This is a genomic window from Okeania sp. SIO2B9 (assembly GCF_010672505.1).
In the GTDB taxonomy this organism is placed as follows: Bacteria; Cyanobacteriota; Cyanobacteriia; order Cyanobacteriales; family Microcoleaceae; genus Okeania; species Okeania hirsuta.
Window position 1 is genome coordinate 1 of record NZ_JAAHGK010000044.1, and the last position, 13,621, is coordinate 13,621.

The window sequence follows — 13,621 nt, forward strand, 5'->3', positions numbered from 1 at the left end:
TCACGATTTTTGATAATTCCTTCACTATAGAGAAATCCTGCTGCTAAATCAAAATCTGCTCCTGGAGTTCGCATCGTGAAGGAATTATCAAAAATCGTGAAGATATTGAAAAAATTAGTTATTGTATAGACCCAGAAATTGACGGGGAACAACGGCAAAATATTGTTAATATCACCCTTAAATCAGAATTAAACCCAAATTTAAAAACCTTAGAAAGACATTTTTTCACAACTAGCGCTTGTGGAATTTGTGGTAAAGCAAGTATAGAATCTCTGCATATTAAAGGTTTTTCAGCTATTCCTTTAAAATCTGAAGTTCCAGCGGAAGTTATTTATAGTTTGCCTGAGAAATTAAGTAATGCTCAAAGGGTGTTTAAATCTACTGGTGGTTTACACGCTGCTGCTTTATTTGATACTCAAGGGGAATTGTTGAAATTGCGAGAAGATGTGGGTAGACACAATGCTTTAGATAAGTTGATAGGGTCGGAATTTTTAGCAGGTATATTACCTTTGAATAATCATATTGTTATGGTGAGTGGGCGATCGAGTTTTGAGATTATACAAAAATGTATAACTGTAGGTGTGCCGATAGTTTGTGCTGTTTCTGCGCCTAGTAGTTTAGCAGTAGAAATAGCTAGGGAATTTAATATTACTTTAATCGGATTTTTGCGGGGGAAAAAGTTTAATATTTATTCTGGTGTGGAAAGAATTAAAGTTGGTCAAAAAATCGAGTATACCTAATCTATAGCAATCCTATTTTATTCGTGTCAAAAATCTTACTGCTTTTTAGGGAACAGGGAACAGAGAACAAATAAGAGTTTCAGTTTTTTGATTTACTTTTTGATTTGTCACGACCTATTTAGGATTGCTATATGTGTAAAAAGAAAGTTAAGATTTGTTTTTTCTTTGATAGGAAAACACAATTGGCACTCCCTCTACACTAGCTTGTTTTTGAGTATAATAAACTCGGTCAATGCGCAAACCTCTTTCGCTTCCTTCCATTGGTTGATAAAGAGCAATCGTACTTCCTTTATTAGAAAGCGCCAACGGATTTAAAGGTTTAATTTGCCTCGCTTCTCCCGGTTTTAGTATCCGTTGCTCTCCTGCCAAAACTGTATCCAACTCAAGAGGAATCCGCTTCATATCTGATAGTGTCCAACCTGTTAAATCAATTTCATCTGGGGACAGATTGATAACGGAAACCCATTCATTTTGACGTTCGTCTCCTTTTGGATTCACCATCGCAGCAGCAATATAAACTGGTAATTCTTCACCGATATCTTGTCGTTTTGTCTCCTGAGAAATCATTTCTTCTGGTTCATCTACAGGGATACACTCCGGAAAACTATCTATATTTAATTTCTCTTTTGCTTCCTCATTTTCATTAAACAGGAGAGGATTTTTTTCATAGATTTTGTCGTCAAAAAATAATCCTGTTAATTCTTCAATTTCTGATACTGTGACTTGATAGCGTTGGAAGTTAAAAAGCTCTTTTCCTCGTTTATCTGCTAGAGCATCTGAATCTTGCCACATGATAAATGCTCGCACATCTAATTCCTGTGTTTGTCCGTTAATGAAACATACAATTTTGAAAAATCCAGAAGGGACTACCGCAGGTTGACGACCAGAAGGAGTAATTGTTCTACCAAAATCGCCGTAAATGGGACCAGTAAATTCTGTGATTAAACCGTTCTGATCGAGAGTCAAATTCCTGACCCAATTCTCTAAAGCTAGCCATTCATCTTGATTGAAATTCTCATGTTGCAATGCAGCATTGGTAAAGAAAAAAGTTGCATCAGAAGCTCTTCTTGCCTCTTGTTTGGAATTACCCCAAGCAGCGCTCGCTCTTCTCGCTAAATGTCCTCTATCCCAATAGTTATTAGCATAATAATCGTTGTCTAATTGATACTCAAAACCTACACGAGTATCAATATCCCATCCACGCTTCCGTTGCACTTTTTTGAGCAGATTTTGGTCAATATTGAGAGCAGTTACGAGTGGCGAACGTCGCACGCGATTCATAATGACAGTAAAGTTAATATAATCTACATATATATCGTCTCGCAGCTCTGGTTTTCTCAAAACGTTACCAACTAGAGTTGGGGAAAAACTAGGCATTGGTAACGGAAAGTCTGTACCTAAGAATTCAGGGTCATAACCAACCATTCGTATTACTCCTTTTTTCACTCTACAAATTGATTATATCAAGTTGCTAGGCTAGAGAAGCTTTAAGAAATCAGACAGTAAGCATTTCCTGCGGAATGCTGCGCAAACAGCTATTAGCTGTCAGCTACCAGCAACAAGACTATCTCATATAGGATAGTGTTTAAATTAACAACTGACTTTAAGGACAAGGGAGCCAACTTTTGTAGTAAGACAATTAAATATTGCTTTGATTCTAAACTAAAAGTAATATTTAATTGCGCAGTTCCTCCGGAGGAGGCTAGCTGATGGCTGACCGCTGAATGCTTACATCAGACATATCTAGATTATGGTCAATCAGAATTACTTGAGGAAATTTCATCGGTCAATTTATCTGTAATAACAAGTAAGAAGTAGGGAGCAAGAAGAGAAAAAATGATGGAGATACTAAAAAATTGCTACTTTTATCCATCAAACCCCAACCTAATTTATCTCCAGAATCCTGTATACTGAATTCTTCTTCAAACCTCCTCGCTCATTCCTATTTATCCTGTCTCCTACTCCTAACTAAAAGATTTTTTCAGCAAACCCTAATTATTAATTATTAATTATTAATTAATCTAATTCTCCTTCTAAAATAGTAGCGATCGCTTGTTTTGAATTATCTTGAAATTCTCGTACATTGACTCGATTTAACAGAAAAATTGATAGTATCATTCCTATTCCTGCCATGAGAAAAACTAAGCCATAAGCAAGCATTGGAATATTAAAGAAAAGTCTACCTAAATCTAAAGTCGCACCACCAAGAACTGTAGATAATCCTCTTGCCATTGCTTGAGCTAATCCCCAGGCACCAATAAAAGTTCCTGCTGTTTCTGCCACAGTTAAATCTAACATTAAACTCAGAGAAGCAGTAGTAGTTAAACCAGCAGCTAAACCATATAAAAATAAAGCTCCCTTAAATAAAGAAGGGTTGCCAGTAAACCCCGACATAACTATCAAAATAAAACTAATTGTTGTTGCCACACATCCCACTTTTAGAGAATTTTTCTTACCCAATCTTGGTACTACTAAAAATCCCGTTGTACCTAATCCGATTAAAGTGCCCATACCCGATACAGCATTCAATCTTGTAGTTTCAGAAATTGGCATCGAAAATATTTCTCCACCATAGGGTTCTAAAACTGCATCCTGCATAAATAAACTAATAATTAGTACAAATACAAATGTAAAAAATAAACCTGTTTGACGACTAGCTCTTAAAACTTTTAAGGTTGTTCCTAGAGTAACTTTATCTTCCCGATTAGCAATAGTTGAACGAGTACGATAACGAGAGTATTTTTGTTCAACTCCCACTGTGGAAATAAAGGCAAAAATTAATACAATTGCTGGCACTTTAATAAACAAACTATTAACAGATGCCTTGACAGTTTCTAATGGTGCGCCCACACCAACTTGTTTAAGTAAAATACTACTGGTAATTGCTCCAATAATAATTCCTACCATCAGCATTGACCAAACTATACCGACAACTTTAGAACGATTATCTTCATCGGAAATATCTACCAATAATGCAGCAAAAGGTGTAGAACTTGCACTTAAAGCCAAACCATAAATTATAAACATTAAACCCAACATTCCCACCCAAAAAAATGTAGGATTCGTCCAACCATTGACTTCTAAACTATCACCAACCTGCCACATAACTTGTACGGCAATAAAAGCAGTTAAAGTAAACAAAACTGCCCCTATCCACATATAACCTGTACGGTGTTGACCAAACAAAGGTTTAACGTCAGACATTTGACCAAACCAAACTCTTGCTGGTGCCATAAATTGATATAATGACAAAGTAAATGCTACGATTGTGGCAGGAATTGTTAATTCAGTAATCATCACTCGGTTCAAAACTCCGAGTGTTAAAACTGACATTGTTCCTAACCCCATTTGATATAAACCTAATCTAAAAAATAGAAAATTTTCTTGGATTAATTTGATAAATTTGAGTGGACTGGAAGAATCTTTTATTGTCATAACTATATTATTATTTAAGTATTGAATAAGGAGTCAATTCAGTTATAGCAGGGAACAGGGAACAGGGAACAGGGAACAGGGAACAGTGGCAAAAGCTTTTCTCTGTCTGAGGTTCATCATCAATCTATGTCCTAACCAACTCCTTCCTTGCTATATCAGTTATAGCAATCCTATTTCAGTTGCGGGTAAAAAAATCTTTGAATTTAAGGAACAGGGAACAGGGTTCAAAAATTAATAATTAATAATTAATAATTACCTCTCCTTGAAAACTGATAGGATTGACTCAAAGGAAAAATTTGTTTTGTTTCTCCTTTAAAGGAGAGGCTTTAAACGTTAATTATTCGGTAAAACTTTCAGACTTTTTATATATTCTTAGATTTTTTACAAATGATTTATGATTGCTATAGCTTCCTTTTTTAGTACCTCCTATAATAGGGAGGCGAGAAGATGCAAAATTTTCTGTTTTATCCTCTTAAAAAGGGAGGTTTGAGACCTGATTTTTTGAGTCAGTTGCCACAAACTAAGTAAGCATTTCCTGCGGAATGCTGCCCAAACAGCTATTAGCTGTTAGCTCTCAGCAAAAGCAGAGGATTTTAATGAATATAGACTGTTTCAGCCAGCTTTTATAGTAAGTATAAATTCTAACTCAATTAGTAAAGCTTTTATCTAAAACTAAAAGCAATAGCTGATGGCTGAATGCTTACCAAACTAGAAGACAAAATAATTATTCTAGCATTGTTTGCTATGAACTAATTGAAAACTATCAATTTTATGACTTAATGGCTTTTAAACCCTGTTATTCATACATAAGCCTTACTGAATTTTATTTTGAATTCTGAAGACTGATAACTGAATTATTTTTTGGTAAATTAACATCTATCTAGATTAAAATTTAACTAAAAATTGTTAGTCTGGCTTTGAGCATTATACACTAATTAGGATTTTTTTGAACATGGCAACAACTACTTTAGGTAAAACAGGAATAACTGTTAATCCCATTTGTATTGGCACTTGGGCATGGGGGGATAAATTTTTTTGGAATTATGGCAATAATTATGGAGCTAATGAAGTAGAAGCTGCTTTTCAAACTTCCTTAGAAGCAGGGATAAATTTCTTTGATACTGCTGAAGTTTATGGCAATGGTTTATCAGAAGAATTGCTGGGAAAATTTATGCAAAAAACTGCACAACCTGTGCAAATTGCTACTAAATATGGTCCTGTACCTTGGCGTTTTTTTTCAGAGTCTGTTGCTGATGCTGTTACTGCTAGTTTGAAACGATTAATGTTGCCGAAAGTTACTCTTTATCAAGTACATTGGCCGTTTACTTTTTTTATGAGTCAGGAAACTTTATTAAATGCTTTGGCTGATGAAGTAAAACAGGGCAGAATTGAAGCGGTTGGTGTTAGTAATTATTCGGCTGAAGAGATGCGTCAAGCTCATGGAATTCTGGAAAAACGAGGGGTAATTTTAGCAACTAATCAGGTGAGATATTCTCTGCTTTCTCGACAAATTGAAGCTAAAGGAATTTTGGATACTGCTAGAGAGTTAGGGGTGACAATTTTAGCTTATAGTCCTTTGGCTCAAGGTTTATTAACTGGGAAATATACTGTGGAAAAACCGCCGACTGGTGCTCGTCAATTTGACTCTCGTTTCCAGAAAAAGGGTTTGGAAAAAATTGATCCTGTGATGTCTTTGTTAAAACAAAAACGTTGGAGTTAATTTAATTATTTATTAGTTGAGGAGGGATGGCGATCACCTTCCGTTAAGCGTACGCAATCGCTCTTTTTGTCTAAAAGTATCTTTTTTTTGTGTTAAATAAAAAGTCATGTCTTGAGGTTAACGACAACCATTATATTTACACTATCACGGTTTTTTCCGAATGCAACCTACCTTACTTTCTCGATTTTTTTGAGCTTCATAAAATGACTAAACTTTCACTTACTACTCTCAGCGATCACCTCCAGTTCAGCGTATGCTATCGCACAATATTTCTCATAGCTGAAGAAATGTTTTTTGGTTGAATAAAAAGTCATGCGTAGGTACGAACAACCCCTAATATATCTATAGTATCACGATTTTTTTGGGAAGAGAAGGCGATCGCTCTTTTACCTAGGAGTTTTTTTTGAGCTTCACAAAATGACTAAACTTTCACTTACTACTCTCAGCGATTGCTCTTTTTGTCTAAAGCTATCTTTTTTTTGCGTTGAATAAAAAGTCAGGTGTAGGGTCGAACAAAACCTAGTATATTTATACTTTCACGTTTTTTTCCCGGATGCAACCTATCTTAACTCTCTTGATTTTTTTAAGCTCCACAAAATGAAAATTTGGGTGATTTAAAGGTGTGGGATGGAGAGATGGGAAAATGGGGAAATTTTTAGATATATAAATACTCATTGAGAGCTAGGGGTGGGGTTGGCAAATCTAAATAGGTTAATTTCTCACTCACTAACTGAAGAAATCTCATCATATATAGCAATGTGCGCTGGCATATTTACAAATCACAGGAGGTGTCCAATAGCTAAAATCTTATATTATCAGCTTTTTATTCCCCCTTCCGGAGCTGTTGCCTATTGTCTGTTGCCTGCGCACAGCGCTATAGCAAAGAATGAGTTGGTGTTTGACATAGATTGATAATTAATCAAATACAGTCCTATTTTTTTTGCCACTTTTCCCGAAAAATAGTGCGCTACCAAGTGTGTCTGCTGCCGACGCGGGGTCGCACCGCTGTTCCCTATTCAACTAATATCAACAAAAAAAATTTGAATAACCGCATAATTTCCTTCCCTTCAAATAGTTAAGTCACTAGAACAAATAAATTAGGAGTAAAGCTAGAAATGACTCAACAATCTTTTGAAAATTTGCTCATAAATAATAGCCTAAAAGCTGGCGGGAATATTGCTAAATTACAGAGATTTCCATAGAACGTCCCTGAAATATGAGCTACGAAATTTGAGATTTTTCCAAAACTGCGTTTTTTGGCATCGAATCACAGAAGTAATTACTAAAGGCACACAAGATAATTTATGTGGCCTAATTTTTGCTTTTTTTATCCTTAAATTTTAGTATTAAAATGATAAAAGCACCATTAAAAAGTCAACAGCAACAGGCAATGAATCGAAAACCGGAAGACTTGATTCAGTTATTTAAGGATTTCCTTAGTGATGAATCTGATACTCGTAATAAAGCCAGAAATAAGTTGTCAACATGGCTCTGGCAACATCCGAAAATTGGTCTGGTAGTTAAGAAGAGTTTTTCTCAGACTAATTTTGATGACTCAAATGAGTTTGATGATAATTCTCTACAGGAAACATTCTTAAAGTTTGACAAAATTCTTACAAATTTTTGTAGGAGAAATCAAATTACTCTCGATCAACTAGATAATATTTCTGATGATCAGCTTGGTAATCTCTTCATTTGTTACTTTAATCGTTCTCACTACAATACAGCTTGCAATTTATATCGTCAATGGCAAAGCAAAAGTCAAGTTGATGGGCAGATTATTGTCAGTTTAGACCAACCGAAAAATGATGTTGATGGTCAAGAATATTCAACGGTGGGTGAGAAGATAAAAGACCATAAGAACTTAAACGATTTAGATAATTTTAACCTAGGCGATCTTTCTCAGGAAACTATAGATAAGTTACCTATTTTTGGTGGTTCTATAGATAAGTTACGCAACTGTACTAAAAAAGTTGACTGCTGGGAATTTTTACTGGTGAAATGTCAAGGTTATACAGAAACAGAAATTGCTAATAAAATAGGTGTTAATCAATCTACTGTTAATCGAAATTGGAAGAATAAATGCCTTAAATGTATAGAGCAAATTATTGCAGAAAATAATGCTGAATAAGTGAATCAGCAATCAGGCTTAATATTCCACTCTATAGTTCTATGGAACCTCCCTATCTATACCTTTTTTGAATGAATTATCAATCTATAATTATTAACTTCAACTATGAATAGTCTCACCGAATCCTTGATTTTTAGAATTCCGTTATCTCCAGAAAGTTATGCTATAGCTGAACAATTTGCTCAACAACAAATTTCTCAAAAACGGGCAAAAGAAGTTTATCTAAATACTCTGGCAGTATATATCGGGCGAGATTTTCTCAATGGCTTAGATTTTGACACAAACTTAGAAAATGCTGACTGTTTTAATCCTCTTTGGCGGATAGCTGAGGATGTGGCTGATGTAATTATTCCAGATTTGGGAGTAATAGAATTTCGGCGCGTTTTACCAGGAGAAATAAGTTTTTTAATTCCTGAATTTGTCAGAGAAAATCGACTGGTTTATGTGGCAGTTGGCTTTGATGAATCTTTGGATTTTGGAGATATTTTAGGATTTATTTGTTTGAGCGATTTAACTGAATCTGATGGCTATATTTCTCTGGAAATGTTACAACCTGCTGAAAACTTATTGGATTATTTAATGCAGTTAGAAGCGGGTAGGGATTTTTTGCTTAGTGATGACCCCTTAGCTGTGGAATTTCGTAATGTTGTGGAGGTAGAAACCCAGAAAAAATCTTTAGGTTTGATGGCAGCAGCATTGGAGGCAATTTATCGTCAATCTCCTGATGATGGGGGTAACTGGCGCGGTAAAGGGGGAAAGGTATTGGCGGGTGAGTTGCCCGCAGTCGGTAAAGTTATGGAAGAAAGAATGGCTGTTGCTACCAGAGATAGAGATGAGGTAGGAGAACCTGTGACAGAAATTAAGTCTGTGCCGCGTACTACTCAAAAGTTAGCTAAACAACTTTTGGCTAAACTGAAAGAGATTTGGCAGGTGGAAACAACCTAACCCCCCGAACCCCTTCTCTGCAAGGGAAGGCAAGGGTAATACCTCTATCCCCTCTCCTTGCAGGAGAGGGGTTGGGGTATTGTTCTCTGATATCGGTTACGATATCTGACCAATCAAATATATAAAATGTTTGTTTCTCTCGATCTGATAGTAAGTGATGTTCTCGACCTGTTTTCCACCCTAGTATTCTATGGGAACGACCCTGAGAAGGAAAGTCGTGAATCTGAATCCAAGGAACGTAGTTTTTTCCTTTTCCTTGAGCGCGACCTTCTTTGAGGAATCGTTCAAATTTAGCTTGTGTCCACTCTCACTTACTTCTAGCCATATAATGTGCGTCATAGTGACACTTTTGAGTTATGATAATGATACAACTTTATTGTAAATTATACAACTTTATTATTTCACCACAACACTCCCATACCACAGATTCGATATTACTCCACTGTCACCGACTTCGCCAAATTTCGCGGCTGATCCACATCCAAACCACGATGAGCAGCAATATGATAAGCTAACAACTGCAAAGGAATAACCGTCAACATCGGAGACAACAACTCATCCACAGCAGGCACCGCCAACACATGATCAAACACATCCGCCTCCGTACTTTCAGGAGTCACCCCAATTAACTGTGCATCCCTCGCTTTAGCCTCCTGAGCATTAGAAAGTACCTTTTCATATACTAAACCAGGCATAGCGATCGCAACTACAGGCACTTTATCATCCAACAAAGCGATCGGACCATGTTTCATTTCACCAGCGGGATATCCTTCAGCGTGAATATAACTAATTTCTTTCAGTTTGAGAGCGCCTTCTAAAGCAATTGGAAAATTAATTCCTCGACCCACAAAGATAAAATCTTGAGTATCATTAAACTGGTGAGCAAAATCTTCTATTTGGCTATCTTGAGCTTCTAATATCTGTTCCATCTGTGCAGGTATCTGTCGCAAACCATTAACAATTCCTGCAATTTCTTCACCAGATAAATATTGTTTTTGCCAGCCTAATTCTAGAGCTAATAAATAAAACGCCATTACCTGTGCCACAAATGTTTTAGTAGCAGCTACACCAATTTCAAGACCTCCCCGAATATCAATAATTTGGTGAACTAAGTTAGCAATAGAACTTTCGCTGCGATTAGTAATTCCTAGCAACCTTGATGAAAATTCGGCTGGTTTATCTAAACGTCGTTGTTGTTCCATTGACAAAGCTGCCAAAGTATCTGCTGTTTCTCCAGATTGAGTAACACCAATTGTTAGAGTATTTTTTTTCAGAGGAGAAGGTGCATAACGAGCTTCAGAAGCATAATTAACTGTAGTTGAAATTCCCGCTAATTGTTCCAATAAATATTTCCCAATTAAACTAGCGTGCCAACTCGTACCACAGGCAAATATTTCAACTTGTTCTAAGTCTTGATATAGAGCAGGGGATAATTCTAAATTAGTCGGAGAAACATGATCGTTATTAATATCCCAATCGCTATTAATATAAGTTTCTAAACAACCCCGGATAACATTTGGTTGCTCGTGAATTTCCTTGAGCATAAAATGTTTAAAAATATTTTTCTCAACTAAAATCGGACTCCAGTTAAGAATACGGGGTATTTTATTCAAGCGATCGCCTGCAAAATTATAAATTTCTACCCCCAGAGGTGTTAAACGAGCTATTTCACCATTTTCTAAACTGACAACAACTTGAGTATGGGATACAAGAGCAGGAGTATCAGAAGCACAGAAAAATTCTCCTTGTCCTAAACCAATAGATAGAGGTGCTTGCTGTCTAGCAACAATAAGTTCGTTGGGATAGTCTGCACAAACAACAGCGACCGCAAATGCTCCATCCAGTTTATTCACAGTCTGACGTACAGCTTCTAAAAATGCTTCCCTGTTGCCTTCAGTAAAATTAGATAAAAATTCTGCGATTGAGTGGGGGATAACTTCCGTATCAGTATCAGAAATAAATTTATGTCCCCGACCTTCTAATTCTCTGCGTAATTCCCGATAATTTTCAATAATCCCATTTTGAACTACTGCCACTCGTCCAGTATCATCAGTATGAGGATGAGCATTATATTCTTCCGGTTTGCCATGAGTCGCCCAACGAGTGTGACCAATACCAATATTAGCTGGCATTTCTATTCCGGCCAATTTTTCCCGCAGGTTGTGTAGTTTACCCTTAGACCGAATAGATTTAATTTGCCCCTCCCAAACAGTGGCCAGTCCGGCAGAATCATAACCCCGATATTCTAGTTTTTCTAGTCCAGATAGTAAAATTTCTGTAGCTGACTGCGTACCAATATAACCAACAATTCCACACATTTTATTTTTTATTCTGACTAACTTTGACTATATATAATACTTACTCAAAGTTAGTTATCCCGTAGGATAGTTAGCTTTTTCTTTGCCATAGCAATTGCAGGTTTTGTTAGGACAATTCTCAAGTTCATCGCCAATTAACTAGCTATCAGCTTTTAGCAGCTCTGGGTAAAAATCCTCAGCTTCCTATCGGCCGGATCGCCCTCGGAGGAGTTGAAATCTCCTTTCCGTTCTGGAATGCTCCACAAACTAGGGAGTCTCAAAAAAAATCTGCTGATTGCTGACCGCTGACTGCTTCTTTAAATTACGACCTTTTTCAACATTGTTTCCCTCAGTTAAATTAAACTGTTATCAACAAATTTTGATAGGTTTGCATGAGATTGTTCAACACATAGGGATCTCAATTAGCATGGTCGAAGGTAATGCTTAACGGAACAGTCTGTCGTTGCTACAAATTGTGGCGTTGTCCAAAGTAAAACATAGACCGACTAGTTTTCATAACTCCACTGTGCATTTGAAATAATGTAAAGTTTAGGTAGGGTAAATTACCAATAAAATGAGAAATCCCCCATGTCAATGGAGGAAGAGAGCCAACATCTATATTGGAGTTTTCAATAGAGTCTCGATATACTCTACAAAACTTTGTCCAATCCATCAAGATAATATCGTTAATAACCACATCTTTAAACCTATCATCTCCACCAACAGCAACTGGAAAATAAACTGGAAGATTTTTAAAGAGATACCACTCCTCGTCAATTTTACGCGTACAGAAAGTCCACTCTAAAGATAAAGCTTTGACTAAGTTCCACATCAAGTAAGCTTGAAAAGAGGCTCCTTGGGCATTTTGAAAAGACCTCTCATAAACCTCACGAGGTTTTACCAAGTCTAACTGTATAGTTACTGAAAGGTTTGGGTTCAAGACAAATTCTTCATTATGGAAATAACGGAAAGCCCACTGTTGATATTTGCTCAATTCATCAAGGTTGAGTTTAGTACCCTGATATCTTTCTAAAGCTTCTTGTAAATCCATCTTCACTACTTTTTTTTACCTGAATATTTCAAGTATTATCTTAATATTAAGCAATTATTTCTATGAAGTAGAACTCTATTTTCAATCTGCATATCTAAAGTCCACAGACCCATCACTTCTGATAATCCCAGGTATTTGAGTAGATAGGAAAAGTGTAGGTTCATCTCCTACCTCAAAACCATGGCTGATACTTTTTGGGAAATCAAGCACATCACCTGGTTTGTAAGGTATAGGTTTTCCGTTAATTACTACAACACCAGTTCCAGTAATTATTTTGATAATTGCATCTGATTCATCATGGATATGAGCTCTATGACGAGAATTAGGTAGGTACATTACGAGTTCTTCAACAATTGGCCCTTGTCCTGCTTGGGAAAATACCCCCAACCTTGCAACTGCAAAAGGTGGAGAGTCTTCAATCACCTTAATTGGCATAAATTGACCCACAAGTTCTCTCATTGCCGAAGCAATCTTGTTGTACTTGGTAGTATCATCTACAAAATTAATTACTTCATTTGAATTGGGTGTCATTTCAGTTATCAGTACTTCGTGCAATAGGGAGGCTTGAAATACTAAAGTTTATTCTTTTCATCCCCTTAAAAGGTTATGTTTTATCAACATATTTCTTAAGATAAAACTTGACAAAAGAGATAAGTTATGAAATTGCCATTGAATCAATATTTCGCAAGAGTAAACCTATTTAAGAATAGGCTTTTCCATAATTTTACCGAAAAATTGTGGGTATGTGCCTCCCTTTTTAAGGGGATAAAAAAGCGGTCGAGAGATGGCGAGGTCTCCTCGCCATATCTAATCGACCAAGAGAAGAGAATATTCGCCAAGGTCAAGCCTCCTTATTCCAGAGGTACTGATAACTGATAACTGATAACTGAAATTACCCTCCCAAACTCCTTTCATTAATTGATAATTGATAATAGATAATTGATAATTACAAGAAAGTTTTAACCGCTACGGAATTGAATATAAGGAAATATTCTAGCACTTTTTTCCCCTTAAAAAGGTCGGCTTCAAGGCGCGAATTATTTAATTATTAATTATTCGGTAATAATTATAGAAATTAACAAAAAATAGAGGGAAAATTATTAATTCCCTCTACAAAATTTTAAGTTATTATATCTAAAGTTTTCCCACCCTCTATTAAATCTAAAATCAAAAACCAATAGAGGGAAAAGAGTATTAGTAAGCCAGACCCATACTGCGAGTAGTTTCAGCGCCAAGGTAAACGCGGACACTCAAAAAGTCAGTGGGGCAAGCAGTCTCACAACGCTTACAACCAATACAATC

At 36.2% G+C, this 13,621-nt stretch carries 9 protein-coding genes and 1 pseudogene; 4 read left to right on the forward strand and 6 right to left on the reverse strand.

Features of this window, described 5'->3' with window-relative positions; translation table 11 throughout:
- Nucleotides 1-86: 86 nt before the first annotated feature.
- Nucleotides 87-740, forward strand: a complete 654-nt coding sequence (gene fdhD / locus F6K13_RS03330) for a formate dehydrogenase accessory sulfurtransferase FdhD (protein ID WP_375340652.1) — start codon at nucleotides 87-89, stop codon at nucleotides 738-740.
- Between the two features lie 147 nt (nucleotides 741-887).
- Here the strand turns inward: fdhD and F6K13_RS03335 are convergent, their stop codons facing one another.
- Both F6K13_RS03335 and F6K13_RS03340 read right to left on the reverse strand, forming a co-directional pair.
- Nucleotides 888-2,165, reverse strand: coding sequence for a DNA/RNA non-specific endonuclease (locus F6K13_RS03335; RefSeq protein ID WP_124147842.1), 1,278 nt, complete (start codon nucleotides 2,163-2,165; stop codon nucleotides 888-890).
- Between the two features lie 591 nt (nucleotides 2,166-2,756).
- Nucleotides 2,757-4,175: a BCD family MFS transporter gene (locus tag F6K13_RS03340; protein ID WP_124147843.1), complete on the reverse strand. Its 1,419-nt coding sequence runs from the start codon at nucleotides 4,173-4,175 to the stop codon at nucleotides 2,757-2,759.
- 952 nt (nucleotides 4,176-5,127) lie between these two features.
- On the opposite strand from F6K13_RS03340, the pseudogene F6K13_RS03345 reads away from it, so the two are divergent.
- From F6K13_RS03345 to F6K13_RS03355, 3 genes and pseudogenes are all read left to right on the forward strand, one after another.
- Nucleotides 5,128-5,880, forward strand: a pseudogene (locus F6K13_RS03345) (aldo/keto reductase); the annotation flags it as partial.
- A gap of 1,366 nt (nucleotides 5,881-7,246) precedes the next feature.
- A complete protein-coding gene (locus F6K13_RS03350; RefSeq protein ID WP_124147845.1) occupies nucleotides 7,247-8,026 on the forward strand; it encodes a hypothetical protein in 780 nt (259 codons plus the stop codon).
- Between the two features lie 105 nt (nucleotides 8,027-8,131).
- Complete coding sequence (locus tag F6K13_RS03355) at nucleotides 8,132-8,971, forward strand: DUF1822 family protein (protein WP_124147846.1); 840 nt, start codon at nucleotides 8,132-8,134, stop codon at nucleotides 8,969-8,971.
- 434 nt (nucleotides 8,972-9,405) lie between these two features.
- On the opposite strand, the gene glmS is transcribed toward F6K13_RS03355, so the two are convergent.
- The 4 genes from glmS to F6K13_RS03375 all read right to left on the reverse strand — a co-directional run.
- Nucleotides 9,406-11,289, reverse strand: a complete 1,884-nt coding sequence (gene glmS, locus F6K13_RS03360) for a glutamine--fructose-6-phosphate transaminase (isomerizing) (RefSeq protein ID WP_124147847.1) — start codon at nucleotides 11,287-11,289, stop codon at nucleotides 9,406-9,408.
- Nucleotides 11,290-11,734: 445 nt separating this feature from the next.
- The gene (locus F6K13_RS03365) at nucleotides 11,735-12,325 is read right to left on the reverse strand and encodes a hypothetical protein (RefSeq protein WP_124147848.1); all 591 of its coding nucleotides are present in this window, start codon (nucleotides 12,323-12,325) and stop codon (nucleotides 11,735-11,737) included.
- Between the two features lie 75 nt (nucleotides 12,326-12,400).
- Nucleotides 12,401-12,850, reverse strand: coding sequence for a cupin domain-containing protein (locus tag F6K13_RS03370; RefSeq protein ID WP_124155299.1), 450 nt, complete (start codon nucleotides 12,848-12,850; stop codon nucleotides 12,401-12,403).
- A gap of 663 nt (nucleotides 12,851-13,513) precedes the next feature.
- Nucleotides 13,514-13,621, reverse strand: a 108-nt coding sequence (locus tag F6K13_RS03375) for a 4Fe-4S binding protein (protein ID WP_287286819.1), incomplete at its 5' end; no start/stop codon positions are given.